At 45.8% G+C, this 15,194-nt stretch carries 14 protein-coding genes; 8 read left to right on the forward strand and 6 right to left on the reverse strand.

The window, feature by feature from the left end; genetic code table 11:
• The first annotated feature begins 389 nt into the window (after positions 1–389).
• Together ACUVJL_RS01150 and ACUVJL_RS01155 are read left to right on the forward strand one after the other, a co-directional pair.
• Positions 390–881, forward strand: coding sequence for a TerB family tellurite resistance protein (locus ACUVJL_RS01150; RefSeq protein ID WP_445244164.1), 492 nt, complete (start codon positions 390–392; stop codon positions 879–881).
• Between the two features lie 285 nt (positions 882–1,166).
• Positions 1,167–2,498, forward strand: a complete 1,332-nt coding sequence (locus tag ACUVJL_RS01155) for an aromatic ring-hydroxylating dioxygenase subunit alpha (RefSeq protein ID WP_445244165.1) — start codon at positions 1,167–1,169, stop codon at positions 2,496–2,498.
• A 202-nt stretch (positions 2,499–2,700) separates the two neighbouring features.
• On the opposite strand, the gene ACUVJL_RS01160 is transcribed toward ACUVJL_RS01155, so the two are convergent.
• The 3 genes from ACUVJL_RS01160 to ACUVJL_RS01170 form a co-directional block, all read right to left on the reverse strand.
• Complete coding sequence (locus ACUVJL_RS01160; protein ID WP_445244166.1) at positions 2,701–4,050, reverse strand: AAA-like domain-containing protein; 1,350 nt, start codon at positions 4,048–4,050, stop codon at positions 2,701–2,703.
• Positions 4,051–4,095: 45 nt separating this feature from the next.
• Positions 4,096–4,320: a pentapeptide repeat-containing protein gene (locus ACUVJL_RS01165; RefSeq protein WP_445244167.1), complete on the reverse strand. Its 225-nt coding sequence runs from the start codon at positions 4,318–4,320 to the stop codon at positions 4,096–4,098.
• A 1,238-nt stretch (positions 4,321–5,558) separates the two neighbouring features.
• Positions 5,559–7,388: a caspase family protein gene (locus tag ACUVJL_RS01170; protein ID WP_445244168.1), complete on the reverse strand. Its 1,830-nt coding sequence runs from the start codon at positions 7,386–7,388 to the stop codon at positions 5,559–5,561.
• 283 nt (positions 7,389–7,671) lie between these two features.
• Between ACUVJL_RS01170 and ACUVJL_RS01175 the strand changes: the two genes are divergently transcribed.
• The 5 genes from ACUVJL_RS01175 (at position 7,672) to ACUVJL_RS01195 (ending at position 11,488) form a co-directional block, all read left to right on the forward strand.
• Positions 7,672–8,373 carry a V4R domain-containing protein gene (locus ACUVJL_RS01175; protein ID WP_445244169.1) on the forward strand — a complete coding sequence of 234 codons (702 nt, stop codon included), beginning with the start codon at positions 7,672–7,674 and terminating at the stop codon, positions 8,371–8,373.
• Positions 8,374–8,467: 94 nt separating this feature from the next.
• Positions 8,468–8,734, forward strand: coding sequence for a hypothetical protein (locus tag ACUVJL_RS01180; protein ID WP_332960862.1), 267 nt, complete (start codon positions 8,468–8,470; stop codon positions 8,732–8,734).
• Between the two features lie 171 nt (positions 8,735–8,905).
• Positions 8,906–9,373 carry a phycobilisome protein gene (locus ACUVJL_RS01185; RefSeq protein WP_445244170.1) on the forward strand — a complete coding sequence of 156 codons (468 nt, stop codon included), beginning with the start codon at positions 8,906–8,908 and terminating at the stop codon, positions 9,371–9,373.
• Between the two features lie 43 nt (positions 9,374–9,416).
• On the forward strand, positions 9,417–10,079 hold the full coding sequence (locus tag ACUVJL_RS01190) for a V4R domain-containing protein (protein WP_445244176.1): 663 nt from the start codon (positions 9,417–9,419) through the stop codon (positions 10,077–10,079).
• A gap of 242 nt (positions 10,080–10,321) precedes the next feature.
• A complete protein-coding gene (locus ACUVJL_RS01195) occupies positions 10,322–11,488 on the forward strand; it encodes a pentapeptide repeat-containing protein (protein ID WP_445244171.1) in 1,167 nt (388 codons plus the stop codon).
• Positions 11,489–11,505: 17 nt separating this feature from the next.
• Here ACUVJL_RS01195 and ACUVJL_RS01200 read toward each other — a convergent pair whose 3' ends face one another.
• From ACUVJL_RS01200 to ACUVJL_RS01210, 3 genes are all read right to left on the reverse strand, one after another.
• Positions 11,506–11,976, reverse strand: a complete 471-nt coding sequence (locus ACUVJL_RS01200) for a phycobilisome protein (protein WP_445244172.1) — start codon at positions 11,974–11,976, stop codon at positions 11,506–11,508.
• Between the two features lie 38 nt (positions 11,977–12,014).
• Positions 12,015–12,497, reverse strand: a complete 483-nt coding sequence (locus ACUVJL_RS01205; RefSeq protein WP_445244173.1) for a 2Fe-2S iron-sulfur cluster-binding protein — start codon at positions 12,495–12,497, stop codon at positions 12,015–12,017.
• A 194-nt stretch (positions 12,498–12,691) separates the two neighbouring features.
• On the reverse strand, positions 12,692–12,856 hold the full coding sequence (locus ACUVJL_RS01210; protein ID WP_445244174.1) for a hypothetical protein: 165 nt from the start codon (positions 12,854–12,856) through the stop codon (positions 12,692–12,694).
• A gap of 141 nt (positions 12,857–12,997) precedes the next feature.
• On the opposite strand from ACUVJL_RS01210, the gene ACUVJL_RS01215 reads away from it, so the two are divergent.
• Positions 12,998–14,935, forward strand: coding sequence for a serine/threonine-protein kinase (locus tag ACUVJL_RS01215; RefSeq protein WP_445244175.1), 1,938 nt, complete (start codon positions 12,998–13,000; stop codon positions 14,933–14,935).
• The last annotated feature ends 259 nt before the right edge of the window (positions 14,936–15,194 follow it).

Raw genomic sequence — 15,194 nt, forward strand, 5'->3', positions numbered from 1 at the left:
CAATATCTCATGTAGTATTGGTTCAATTGTTTCCCATTCTGAATCCGTTAGACTGCTATAATAAGGCATGGCTGCTACTGGATAATGCTTTTACGGTCACGTTACCACAAGACCGTAAAAGATGTCAAATGGGTTCTATAAAGTTGCTATCTTTAATAGATAAAGTTGGTATCTTTTAAGTATGGAATCTTAAATATTAGTAGATTCAATCTAGCCAAGTTTGTTATATTGACATACCTAAACTTTTATGATTTAATTTTGCTATTGCTTAAGAAATTCAGCCGAGGGAAACAACCGCACAGTGGAAAGCTTTCCTTTGAATAAGGTTGAGTCAAGCAAAAAAGTAAATTTGCGTAAGTCCGGATTCCAAAACATCAAAAAGGTAATTTATGAGCAAGATCACCGACGGACTACCTGCTTCAGAATTCATGAAAAAGAACTTAGGTATTTCTGAAGCTCCTGTTGAAGCATACCTGAACTACGGATATGCACTACTCGCTATTGCTGGAGCTGATGGAGAGGTTTCAGAAGCCGAACTTAATTGGTTACTAAATCATCAGCGTCTTGTTGGCGCACCTGAAGAACTAATAGAGAAATACAAAACATTTGACTACAAAAATGCTGATTTAGAAAGTTTGCTGAGTAAGATTACAGTTGATGTTTCTACTTGGTCGAAATCAAGATCATTATTGTATCATGCAATTCAAATGGCTAGCGCCGATGAGGATTACTCACCTGAAGAGCGAAAAGCTGTTAAGAAAGCAGCTAAACTGTTGAAGGTGGAAGATGATATTGCACTTGCTCTCAATAGGTTGGTAGAGACAGAAGAAGCAGTAACTGCATTACGCAAAGCGTTACTACAGACTGAGGTTTTAGCTTAATTGAGCAGAACCCAACATTCCCATCAGGTTGATTCACTGGGTGTGGGATTTAGGGTGTGGAAGCCCACGCGTAAATAAAGTGCAAGCGGCTAGACAGTTCGTGGCGTCTGGGATTAAAATAAGGAGGCTCTTATGTTTCGTTTAGACAGGGATTCCAACCCCGTCTAAACGAGTGCTCCCAAATCTCCAGATTTGGAAGGGGTTTTAAACCCTTACTGCTTTTAGTCGTGGGCAGAGGACGGAAGCATTTCTCCTGCCTCCTGTCCTCTGCCTTCAGGAGATAAAATGAAACCCGAATTCAATTTTTTTCAGCATTGGTATCCTCTTTCGCCAGTCGAAGATTTAGATCCCAAGCAACCAACATCTGTGACACTTCTGGGACTGCGTTTAGTCATCTGGAAACCAAAATCATCTGAAACTTTCCAAGTGTTTTTAGATCGATGTCCGCATCGGCTTGCTCCCCTAAGTGAGGGTCGCATTGATGACGAAACAGGGAATTTAATGTGTAGCTATCATGGTTGGCAATTCGATCGGCAAGGAATTTGTACTCATATTCCCCAAGCGGAAAATCCAGAACTTGTAAGCAAAAATAAAGAAAATCTGTGTGCTTTAGCACTACCAGTTCGTCAGCAACAGGATTTACTCTGGATTTGGCCAGATGCAAAATCAAGCGAACAAGCTGCAAATACACCCTTACCTTTATCACCGCAAATAGATGCAACTAAAGGCTTTGTTTGGTCTTCTTTTGTACGAGATTTAGAATATGACTGGCAAACTCTTGTGGAAAATGTGGCAGATCCGAGTCATGTTCCTTTTTCTCATCACGGCGTGCAGGGCGATCGCAAACAAGCAAGACCCGTCCCGATCAAAATTGTGCAATCAACACCCAATTTGATTGAAGCGACTATAGGAACAGATCTACAAAGAACAATCACTTTTGAACCACCTTGTCGCTTGGAGTATGCGTACAGTTTTAACGATGGCAGCAAACAGTTTGGACTTATCACCTACTGTATACCTGTATCTCCAGGTAAGTCCAGAATTGTCGCTTCTTTTACCCGTAACTTTGGCAAAACACTCCATCATCTCACACCCCGTTGGTGGGATCACATCAGCAATCGCAATCTGGTTCTTGATGGAGATATGGTTCTTCTAGAGCAGCAAGAATATTTTCTCCAACAAACACAATCTACCCAAAGCTGGAAAACTGCCTATAAGCTACCTACAAGTGCAGACCGTTTAGTAATAGAGTTTAGGAATTGGTTCGATCGCTATTGTCACGGACAACTACCTTGGAGCGAAGTTGGAATCAATGTTCCACCAACACGGAATATCAATAGCGATCGCGAACAAATCCTCGATCGCTACAAACAACACACCCAACATTGTCGTAGCTGTCGAGAAGCACTTTTGATTGTGCAACGCTTGCAAGCAGTGCTTTTAATCTACTTTGCTATTACTGTTTGCGCTGTTGCCCTCCTTCCCGATGGATTGCAACTGACTCTGGGTTTACCCTTAATTGTGACAGCACTATTAGGTTTAGGAGCTTACGCTTGGCTGAGATTCTGGCTTCGTCCGAGATTTTACTTTGTGGACTACATCCATGGGGACAGATAGAGGCGTTCATTCTTGGAAAAACTATTAGCTTGCTTATTTTGTTATAGCGGTTCTCAAAAAAGTGAGGTATGTCCTATGCCCTATGCCCTATGCCCACGGAGGCCTATGCCGGATAGTACCTCATCTTTCGCTCGAAAGGCTATAGATAAAGTTATCACTAGATTAGCAGGAGAGCCATTATAATGATAATGCTGCTCAAAAATTAATAAAAATAAGGGCGGAAGAACTCTCGATATAGCTCACAGCTAACAGTTATTTGACGATCGACAAGATGCACCAATCCTAAACTTTTCAAGTTAAATGTCACCTCCATTTCTAACTGAATTGGAGCCGTTAAAACCTGCTGAAAAGCTTCAGCTAACGGAGGACTTTGCTGAAGTTTCCCCAACAAATATTGAAGATGTTTTTGATAAATACTCATAGCAATTGTAGCATCTTGCAGAAAGGTTTTTATATGAATATTCAAGCGACTACTTTGATACAAAGCTAGTCGGATTAAATACGGAAAGCCACCAGTCAGCTTCATTAACTGCTCAAGTTCAGGTGTCGTGAGTGAAATTTGGTGACGTTGAGCTAAATCCTGCACCTGTTCTTGGTTAAAGGTTGGCAGTTCGATCGCCAATCCTACATTAAACGGAGAGCGATTAGTGGGTAAGGGAATGTAAACTTCAACAGAATAAGCGAGCACGACTCGTAACTTTTGCCAAACAGAATTGTCCTTTGTTTCCTCATACCAGGAACGCAACAAAACGAAAAAATCACCAGCGAGTTCTGGATACTGAAATAATTGGTGTATGCCATCTAGTGCTAAAACAATAGGGTTAGAGATTTCGTTAAGGATATAACCTTGAAAATAAATCGTGCTGTTAATCAAAGATCCCATATCCTCGTCCCAATAGTCATTTAATCTAGATTCCAAACCCAACTGTTTAGTGACATTGTTACAGAACCAGCGTAAGAAGCGATCGCTCCCAGCAAACACCTGTGTGCCGGCGGAACGTAAGCTAAGTCTCACTTTGTGGTAATTTTGACTCCTCCCATAATCCAGAATTCGTGCGATTAGGGAAGTCTTCCCCATCTTGCGAGGTGCTTTAATGCGAATGAATGCACGGGGTTGGAGAATTTCTTGATAACAGGTTTGTTCGATAGTTGGTCGCTCAATGTATAGGCCCGAAGCGACGGGAACTTGTCCTTCTGGAGATTCTAGAACGTAGTGTTCCCCAGTCACGCCCGCCGTCGGCATTGCTGTTGTTGTCTCAGTTGGCTGAGGATTGTTCTGATTTACCAAATGCTGTGCTAGCAGCGCCGGTAAATTTGTTTTATTAACTTTTTCACCGATCGCCTGTGAAAGCAACTGCCATAATTTAGGCGCAACTGAAAACTTAATATAGCTTTCAGAGTATTGATTTTCTTCAGCAATTTGAGCGTAAGTTTTTTTATCTTCAAGTAGAGATTCTCGCAACAATACCTTTTGAATATAGTTAAGCGGCAACCCTGTTTCTGTAGCAACTAAAAGTATCGCAAATTCAACAAGTTTTTCAATTCTTTTCATTCAAATAGCAATTGGCTAGGTTAAAATACTCAAGGCTCGATTGGCTCAGAGCCACTGCTTCTGTTGGCAAGTTAACCCTTCAGCGTCTGTAAAGCAGGCTCCTTTGAGGCGACAACCAGAGTAATCAGAACCTATTAGCTGAGTATCTTGCAAGTTGGTTTGTCTGAGCTCGCTCTTAACCAGATTGGTATCTCGTAAGACTGCTCCCTCTCGAGAGGCTGAAAATAGAGAGGCTCGTTTTAGAGCAACAACGATTAAGTCAGCGCCCACTAAGTTGGCTAACTAAGTGGGCAATTCGGCTTAAAATTGCTTCTGTCAAATCAGCATATCTCAAATTATATCAAGTCCGGGAGCACAGTCCTAGGTAGAGTGAGGGTGCGATCGCAATTAGCAGCAGAAGAGGGTCACCAATGAAAGAAAGTTAAACCATGGATCAAGTTTTGCTGTTGAAGCAAGCGCCGACAGTGATAGAATAGCACAACTTCAAGCTCATCCAACGACTCGAAGGAGCGATTGGCAATTGGTTAATTGGTGAGAGACCACAAACATTAAGCTGGCTGTAATTGTGGGGAATAAGCAGGAAGAAACAGCAAGTTAATTGATAATTTGGTAACGAGTCCGCTGGCATTGGATTAGATGCCGAACGGTAGCGACGAGGCGAGTTCTTCTACTGAGAGATGTGGTTCGATGACCAGACCCACGGGCCCATAATTGTGCGATCGCACGATCGATTAACTACACCCCATTATACCCAGAACCGTGCTACCGGACGTGATATCAGATGACTAAATTGCGTTTTTCCTCTCTGTTTGGGCTATAAATTTCTCTCAGTTTGTTGTTGCTCGTGTCTGTTTTTGGACGAGACTTTTACGCTCTTGCAAACCGGGCGGCTACTTTTATAATTGATATCTTGTATGCCAAATCTGCTGTCACTATTTTTTCTCGGAGAGCGAGGAAATATGTTTTCATTAGCTTTGACTACAAAATGATATTTTATTGTTATTTATTGTACTGCGTTACAGCGGGAATTGCTGTAAATATTGCCCAATTAGCTGGTTACTAAAGTTGAAGTTAAGTAGAAATTAACCTAATAAACTGAAATGATAAAATACAAAAATCAACTATTTTAATTCCACCTTAAAATTAACTCATTTAGGACTTGTGCATCAACTTTTTTTTTAAAATATACCTACAGGCATCCTTATGGTAAAAAAAACTGGTTTTTGACTGTGGAGGGGTGGGTTTATGCAGCTCCGGGACGTGAATTAAAAATCTTAATTAATCCGCCCCTGGGATATATTTCACCTATAAAAAAGAAGCGATCGGACAGCATATAAAATCCCCGGGCGCCGGATTTGCCCAGAAGAAAGGTTGAATTAAATATTGGTTTTAAATTATCGCTCTGTAGGTATCCTCTTGCAGTGTCAAGAGGTATGGATCGCTCGACCTATCTGGGCTTTGTAGCTCAGATAATTTCCCGGTTTTCCACCGGGAAATTATCAATTAAATCAACCTTTTTTCTGGCCTTGCAACTTAGTTTTCCAATTGGCGATATTCTTCTGAGCCTGCTGATAGCTCTTAGTACCGGACGGCACAAGCGAAGCAGCTTCAACTGCTTCTTTCAGCTTTCCTTGAGAGCCGCGCAACTGAGCAATTTTGAGAATAGTTTCGCTCCACTCTCCAATCAACTGCTGAGCTTCTTCATACTTTGGCTGACCGGGCTGAATTTTATTAGCTTGCTGGATGGCTTTACTGTAAGAAGAGGCAGCCCCCCGCTTAATTTGACCCTTAACAGCCGATAGCAAAGCAGCATTTACTTTTTGGCTTTTGGATAGCTCCTCCCATTGAGCGATCGCCTCTTTCGACTGATTGTAAACTGGCTCATTGACATCAGGCATCAATTTAGCCGCGCCGATCGCCCCCTGGAAATCGCCCCGAGCAGCCCGGCCGTTAGCTATATCCAAAATCGTTAAACTCCAGCGCTCAATATCCTGCTGAGCCTGCGGGAAGAGCGGATCGCTAGGCGGAATCGTTCGAGCCTTAACCACCGCCCTATTAAAACTAGAAGCCGAACCATCCTTGAGGAAAGTTTTCGCCTCAGCCCACACCTGCTTGCTTGATGGCGGCTGCTTGGTTCCAGTCCCTGCTTGCACCGCCAGCGGTTGGTTCTGCGACACCCCAGCACCAGCAGATTTTTGAGCTCCTGGGTTTTGGGCATTTTCAGCAGGCGATCGAGGATCTCCTTCCTTCTGACCGAGAAAAATGGATTTGTTCGTCACAAAAACACCCAACAGCAGCACCAAAGCCGTAGCTGAGCTCCACAAAATTAGCTGTTGTAAAAAAGACTTATCCGACCCCCCGTTATCCTGAGCCTCCGGCTTTTGCAACTTCGGTTGATCGCCCCCCCGATCGTCCGTGCCCACAGCATTCGGCTGCGACACAGGCGGCATCTCAACCGACGAATCCTGAGCGTTGCGAACTGCCGGAGGCAGCTCCATGCGAGCCGTAGCCGTTGCCATTTGGGGGCTATCAACCGAAGTTGCATTAACCGTCATATTGCCATTGCGTCCTGCCAATAAAGCAGTTGGCACCCCAGAAGCATCCGGCAAAATCACCAAATGAGCCTTTCCTGGAGGATTCACCACCATCAAAGGTTCTTGTTTGGGACGCAAATGGTGATCGCAAAGCTCCGGCAGCCGATCGCTCAAAAAACGGTCTAAACCCTTAAGGGTCATGCACTGTCCCGATCGCAGCCCCTCCAAAAGCGCCGTCGTAAAAAACCCCTGACGCAAAGCCGAAGTTTCCCGCGAAACTTGATTCGGGCGGCAAGAAAGCACCGTCGGGATTTCCAGTTCCCGCGCCAGCTCTGCCGTTTGAGAGCCGATCGTTTCCCCCGCTTTCACAATCTGGCTACGGTTCATATCAACCAGCACCAATACCGTTTCCGTAGGAGCCTTTTTCAGAGTATTCAACAGCAACTCTACCGGAATCCCCGTACCCTGAATGTCAGCCGGATTGCCGTCCACCGGCATCAAATAATCCTTGCCTTCATAGCTGACACCGTAACCGCTAAAAAAACACCAGAGTAAATCTCCATGTTGAAGATGTTCAGCGCACAGGCTTTGGGTTAACCTCAGAATATTTTCCCGATTCGGATACGTGGATTGACCCCACAGCGACGGCGAGCTATCGGTCATCAGCAGACATCCATCCGGCGCAAAACCCGCCTCCTCAGTCAAAAAACCGTACAGTGCCTCTGCATCCTCTTGGGCATAACTCAAAGGCTGGAGTAACTGATATTGATTGATGCCTATTGCAATACAAGCGTGATGTTTCATCCCCATATGCCCTATATATATAATGGACAGCTTGCACAAAACGATAACACATAGCCGTTTAAGGTTATACCCACTTTCGCCCCTCCCTCAGATAGCAGTTGTCCCAAGGCAGAAGTACCAACCAGCGCCCAAATTTAGCAGCCTAGAATTTTAACTTTTTATATTGCGGTAAAAAATTATACCCTGTGCCTGCCTTTAGAAAAATGACGTTAAATTGGATACACAGCCCAGTCTATTTGACTCTAATTTTCAGCGAACTACACCAAAAAGGAACAACCCGCCAATGGTCTCTACCGCACAAAAAGAAATCTCCCCCCACCGCGAATCGCTACTGAAGCAAAAGCATCCTAAAACGCATAGCCACTATAGGTTTAAGGATTTTTTTGCCTTCGATAGCCAGAGGGGTACAATTGACGACTGGAATGAGTCGCGCAACATTTTTACCAGCGAAGACTTCATTATCGGTTTGGTGGAGGGACTCGAAGAAGAAGTAGGCCCGGCTTCCTCTGTCATCATGTATACTATTGGTTGCCAGTGGGGACTCCAAGATTCCGAATTTTTTCAAAAATGGTTTAGTGCCGAATACAGCCAGAACATTCGTCAGTCAAATCTGATGTTTCTGCTAGAAACTTGGTGGTGGCCCTTCACGGCTCAAGGTTGGGGCCGCTGGGAAGTGGACATGAGCGATCGCAAACACGGCTGCATCTTCATCAACCTCTTTGACTCAGCAGTTGCTCGCACTTTGGGCGACGTAGGCAAACCGGTTTGTCACCTATACGCCGGTTTGTTCGCCGGTTTCTTCGGCTCTCTAGTCAAAAAGCCTCTGAGCTGCATAGAACTCCAATGTTACTCAATGGGAGAAACCTATTGCAAGTTCCTCCTCGGCAACCCAGATAAAATTGATGCAGCAGCATTCTGGCTCAACGAAGGTGCCAACGCCCGCGATATTCAAAATCGAGTGCAACAGGGTGAAATATTGCGGTAAACAACCTGGAAAGGCACATCCCCTGCCCTGCCTTTCCTCCCACCAATTTCGCGATCTATAGTGCGATGGTGGGCCTCTCCAGGCAGGAAGAAAGATGAAAAGTCAAACTTCATGGTTGGACAAGTCTGTCCAAGACTTCTTTGGTCACTATAATTGGCTGGGAAAACCTTTAGAAACCCCAAATGGCTCGACCCCCGGTCAAGTTCTGACTTTAACCCAGCCAGTCGCAGACTTTTTTCAAGCTATCTCTTGGGAAGGAATTCCCGAAGTAGGCGCCCTACCCCTACCGCCACCCTTGCCAGTAATTTCTATTTCTGAATCAGCAGAAGTCACCATTGATGATCTATTCGACCTGTTTTAATCTGTGTGGGGAATGGAAAATAAAAAATAGGGCAATCCCTCATTCATCTTCCCTCACGCCTCTTTCCTCATCCCTCAAAATCCATTAGTTAAATCCGTTAAATCCCGATCGCGTGCTCGTTGCCGAACTTCCTTCCTTTTATCAATTACCGATTACCACTTAATTAAAATCATGCACCCTGAGATTGAGGCGCTGCTGGATCAGGCAGAAAGCCACTTTTTAAAAGGCGAAGAACTCATCGCTTTTAAGCGTCAAGCTGCAACCCTTGCCCAGCGCTTAAAAATTTACGAATTTTTGCGAGAGAAGGAAGCAAGCATCTTCCAACCAGTAGCCGACAAGCTACAAGAAACATTCCCCGACGAAAAACAAGAAACTTTAGAACGATCGCTCAAACACTGGGTGCTAGTCTTGCGGTACTGCGCTATGGCTATGCTGCTCAACGATCGAAATTTTCTCGAACAGCGCCTCCTAGACTGGCTTTCCGGCATAGTCGAAGCCCACCAAACTCAAAAGATCGAAGCAACTGTTTGCAATCTGCTGCAAACTCGTTTAAAAGAACTGCTTTCCGAGCAAGCCCGGACTATATTGCAACCATTTTTCGACCAAGCCCAGTCAATTATTGACCAAGGTAATAAATAATCAGTTTGCTTCCCAATTGCCAATTCCCAATTCCCAATTCCCGATGATTAATATTGCCGACTTACTCAAACAGCCCCGACTCCCTGGAAACTACTTTGCCAGCGATGCCTACGTCCGAGGCGACCTCGAACTCGGCCTGCTCGAAAACCGCCGGGGCGATCGGCTCCTAGCGCTCCCTGAAACACTGATTCAAGCCATTTATATCGGCTTAGAGCAAGAAACAGGCCAAGCCTCCCGCCTCGTGCTTTTCAACTGCGGTCGCTGGTGGGGTAAAAACTTCTACGTGCGTTTTTGCGAAGAAGTCAGCGAATACTACGGTCAGCCAGTTTCCGAAATGGAAATGGTAGAATTTCTTCAGTCCTTGCAACAGTGCTGGAAAACTCACGGATGGGGAACATTTGAGCTTGACCCCAGCTATGCCGAACATGGATTTTTAATAGTAAAAATTGCTAACTCTCTTTTTGCTAAAACAGCCCCTAAGTCTAAGCGGCCAGCCTGTTTTCTAGAAGCAGGTATTTTAAGTTCGTTCTTTAGTCAGCTCACAGGTCGAGAACTCCACTGCCTGCAAACCTCCTGCGAATCCTTGGGTTCGGACTGCAACCGCTTTATTTTAGGGCTGCGCGATCGCCTCCAACCTGCCGATTCTCTGGTTGAACAAGGAAAAGACCATGAAGCTATTCTCAGTGAACTTTTCCAAAAAAACTGACTTGTTGGACAGCTATTAGTTTGTTGCTAATAGCTGTAAAATTGATTGAGATGCAGCCATCTTATCCACCCTATCATCAAAACTGTAAGTTAAATTATCAAAAATCTACTGAGTTAAAAAATCAGGTTTTAGCTAATTAAATAAAACCTGATTATAACTAGCAGCTAGACAATTCATAACTTACCCTAGAAACTCATAAAATTTAAAAGCAATCACAACCTCAAACATTTTGCTAGAACTTAATGGACGCCAATGAACTTCTAAATAGATATGCAGCCGGCGAAAGAGATTTTAGACTGGCAAATCTGCGCGGCATTGTGTTGAGTCCGATCGATTTATACCGTTCCAGCGATGCCCCAACTCTCATTTTGGCAAACCTCAACCAACACCAGCAACGACCCTACTTAATCGGTGCTAACCTCAGCGGGGCCGACCTCACCAAAGCCCATCTGAGCCGAGCAAACCTCAGCAAAGCTGACCTCAGCGGAGCCAATCTCACCGGCGCCAACCTCATGGCAGCAAGTCTGAGCGGCGCCAATCTCATCGGCGCAAATCTCACCGACGCCAACCTAGCCGGATCTCACCTGAATTGGGCAAACCTGAGCGGAGCAATTCTCCCCAAGGCAAATCTCATAGGTGCAGATATGAGCGCGGCTAACCTCACCAAAGCTGTTCTCAGTGAGGCAAATCTCAGTAAAGCCTATCTGATTAAAGCCAATCTCAACGGGGCAAACTTGAAAGATGCTTACTTAAGCCTAGCAAGTCTCAAAGAGGCAGACTTGACTGAAGCACAGCTCACCGGAGCCGAATTATCCAAAGCTAACCTAGCCGGAGCCAACTTAACCCGTGCTAACCTCACCAAAGCCAACCTGTTGAAAGCTAACCTCAGGCGAACTAACCTCACTCAAGCCTATTTAAACGGCGCGTGCTTGAGCGGATCAGACCTCAGCGAAGCTTGCTTGGATAGAGCCAATTTGTGCAAAGCAGACCTGAGCAATACCTACCTGAGAAACATTACTTTGAATGGCAGCCACTTAAGCGGTATTAACCTCAGCGGGGCCGAACTCAGCGGTGTAGACTTGAGCCGCAAACTTTTAACTGGAATCAATATGGCAGAGGCATTGTTGAACGAAGCCAACTTGAGTGGTGCTTATCTGATGGAAGCTAACTTGAGCGGAGCAAACCTCAGCAAAGCCAACTTGAGCCTAGCGTATCTGATCAAAGCCGACCTTTCTAATTCTTGCCTGCATGAAATTAACTTGAGCAAAGCTAACCTGAGTCAAGCCAACTTGCAGAAAGCTGACTTGACAGGAGCCAACCTCCGGGGAGCCATTCTCACTGAGGCGGATTTGAGGGGAGCGCAGTTGAGTGGAGCCACTCTTCCTAACGGGACAGTTTATCGCCGTTAACGTGTCAACCCCCTTGATTATTTGCCGAGTAAAGTGCGGTTGATGTCCAGAATCGGAAAAAATAGGTTCGTTTCTTCCACAGTGAGATATTTTTTGAGTACCTTTTTCATCACATCGTAGGTCACGTTCGCACTATTTCGCACTTGAACAGCACCTAAAATAGTTTGCAACCAAAGCAGCAGCCGATCGCGCAACCGTTCAGTATCATTAATCAACAGTGCTGCAGCCGAATGCCTCAACACCCGCACAATATCTCCACGGCACTTTTCAGTCACATCGTTAGCCCCGCGGCGAAATAAACTAGGGTCGAGAGACTGCATTTGTGCTTCCACTTGCCGCATAATTTCTGTTTCAGAGGCTTGAAGTTTTTTATAAGCACTCATCCGGTGATTCAAAGACTGAAAGTAGTCTTTCAAAAATTGGAGTTCTTCAGCAGTGGCGTAGCGTCCGTCTGCTTCCGTGCTCAAACGCGCAAGTTGGCTCAACATAGATTTTTCTCTACTACTAAAATACAAACATATCAGTTTTAAGCTTCTTTAGTCCGAACTAAATACTGTCCTACTTGGAAGCGCGTTTCATTAAGCTGTGTAACGAGCGAACGAGTAATTAACTTTCCCGATTCTACAACTACTTGACCCGTAATTGGGTGTAATAAATCTTGCTGGGCCCGACGGCCGATCAGAGCTTCGACATTTTCAATAGCATTAATGTACATCCCCGCAGGCAACTGTACAACCACACCCTCGCCCATAATTTGAGCCTGACAAGCAAGTCGCGAATTGGCTTTAGCTGTAGTAATGACTTCCAACGTCCTCCTCTCGCGGCGGTTCATGTCAGACAAGCCTTCCATGCCTTCTTTAATGTAAACGTGGCAGGTAGCGCACATTCCCCGCCCCCCGCATTCCTTGAGAACGTCTAAGTCTTTGGAAAGTAAGGCCGACAGGATATTCGATCGGGTTTCGACTGCCATTTCCTCGGCAATTGGATCTAGTTTAATAATTTTAACCATATTGATTTTTGCTGCTGTCAAGTTCAGTATTTAGCAAGTACGATCGACATATTCAAAGCAAAAAAAAATTTTGCTAACACTCAAAAAGGTTAAGATGCCTTGACGACAGCATCGGCTTCTGGCTCTCTAACCTAGATTGCATAACCGCGCTTCTGTTTTGGTCATCGCTGCCCTTGTCGCCCCGATTCCCGAGCTTAGCCTTGAAAAGCTAAAACCTTAGACGCTTCCTGGACGGTCTTGAAAAAACTGTAATAGTCGCGATCGACTAAAATAGCAGCCACAGGTAGTCCCAGATACGGCACCCGAATCCGGCAAGATTGATAGTGATTCCGAAACTCAATAATTTTAGTAGGTCGCACTGTGCGATCACTCTCAAGGAGGCTGAAAATGAACCTGAGATAACATAGGCTGTACCTGGCGAGGGATTCAAAAATTTGAATTTTTGTCAGAATTATTTACATATTTTAATACTAGCTCAAGCTTTTTCTATAATTAGACCGATGCAACATTCTAAGTACCGCATTTTAGGGCTAGTCGGACAAGGACAATTTGGTCGAGTCTTTTGTGCCAGCGTTCGAGAAGCTCCCGCCCAGGACTCCCGCCTCACCAGCCAACTGGTTGCTCTCAAAGAACTTAGTCATCAAAAAGCCCCAACTAGCGAATTCTTGCGAGAGCTGTGGTTTCTGATCACCTTGCAGCACCCGAACATTGTTACCTGCCGAGCTCTAGAACACACAGCTACAGGTAGGTACTTGGTTATGGACTACTGCGAGGGAGGAACCCTCCGCAACCTGCTCAAACAAGACCGCCCCTTGCGGGTGCTCGAAGGTTTGCAGCTAGTCATGGAAGTTTTAGCAGGCTTAGACTACGCCCACCGCCGAGGCGTAGTTCACTGCGACATCAAACCCGAAAATATCCTCCTAACTTTAGGATCCAAAGGTTGGTCGCCCCGGCTGTCTGACTTTGGCATCGCGCGTCGGCTGCCAGAAATTGGTACCACTCGCCTCCACCAAGAAATTTCTCCCGACGCTACCGTAGGTTCCCCCGCTTACATGGCCCCAGAGCGGTTTTACGGCCTTTTTTCCCCGATGTCAGATATATATGCAGTAGGAATTCTGCTGTTTGAATTGCTAATGGGCTACCGCCCTTTCGGGGGAACCCCCGGAGACTTGAGGTGGGCGCACCTGAATCAACGCTTGCAATTTCCCGACGCTATCCCCGAACCTTTGCAAGCAATAGTCAAAAAATCTTTAGAAAAGCTACCAGCCCGCCGTTTTGCCAGTGCTTCCCAAATGGCTCAAGCTCTACGGCTGATCATGTACGACCCCGCTGTCAGGCAATTGGGCGACTGCATTATTCCTTGGGAAAACCCCACAACCAATGGTGATAAAAGTCTGAAGTCGGAAACTGAGTCTTTGCTGGAAATTGAAGAGGAAAAAGCATCAGAGTCGGCTATTAATTTACTTGGGACTGTGCGCTATTCGCTTTCTTCGCCACAGCCAGTGATACTTCCTGCACCGTTGACCGCTTTAATTGCCACTGAAACGTATCTGTATGCTGCTGTAGGTACAGAGGTGAAGGTTTGGTGTCAGCCGGGAAAACAGCTAGTTACAGGAGAAATGTCTACTTCTATTTCATTAATGCCGGAAATCGTGCGCGGCATTTTACCTACTTCCCACGGCTGCTGCGTTCTCACGGAGCAAAAACTTTACTGGCTCAACGAGGACTCTTGGGAGCCTCAGTGCCTGCTGGATAAGGGTTTCAGGCAAGGTTCTGATGCTTTAAAAGCTGCTGTTGACTCTCACGGCAACTGGTTGACAGTAGCGGTTCCGGGCGAACTGCGTTTTTATTCTTTAGCTGCAAACAGCACTGCGGGCGATCAGGAAAAAGCCTTGAAGCTGATCGCTACTGTGCCATTACCGGAACACTATTTACCAGAATTAATTTTTTTGGATCGGCGACACGTCTTAGCCGTTTGGCCGGACAACGAACCAAAAAATCCCCAAACTATTTTTAGAGTTTACACTCGCCGCGGCACGCCGGTGGGTTCTGTGCGGTTGTCTGCCAGCGTCGGACAGATGCTGTTGACACCTGAGCCTTATACTTTGCTGGGAATTCCCCAAGGTGGTAAGGCGGCGGTGCTATTGATGAAATTGTGGCCGCTCAAGGTAGCGCGAATTCCCCTTGAAAGTTTGCCCGTGTCTGCTTGTGTGGCTAATTGGGGATGGGTGTTGGCAGATGTTGGGGGGCAGATAGAAGTGTTAAACAGTCAAGGGATTCAAGTAGGGAATTTTAGCAGCCCCGCCTCACCCCGGGCGATCGCTTCTTGGGGGAATAGAGGTTTGGTGATTGCTGTCAATACTGAGGAAGAGAGTCACTTGCACTTTTTAGATGTAGATGTTGAGGAGACCAACTTGCCCTCGATCATCAAAGGCTGATAACTGGGGTAACGATAAATGTTTCGGGGTTACTGTAATTAATGAGAGTGTGGTTGGGGGCGATTTATGTAATAGGAGCCGTCAGCGGGGGGGCGATCGGGTCAGGAGCAGACCCAACCCTATCGAGGGTGAAGTCCAGCGAAGGCAGAGACTACTTAATAGAGGACTCAGATTCAGCAACTACCAACTTGTGTGAAGCGTGAAGCGGGCGATCGAGCCGAACATTCTCACGAAAGCCTTACCTCCTTTGTAAGTCCCA

This window comes from Microcoleus sp. OTE_8_concoct_300 (assembly GCF_031383065.1).
In the GTDB taxonomy this organism is placed as follows: domain Bacteria; phylum Cyanobacteriota; class Cyanobacteriia; order Cyanobacteriales; family Microcoleaceae; genus Microcoleus.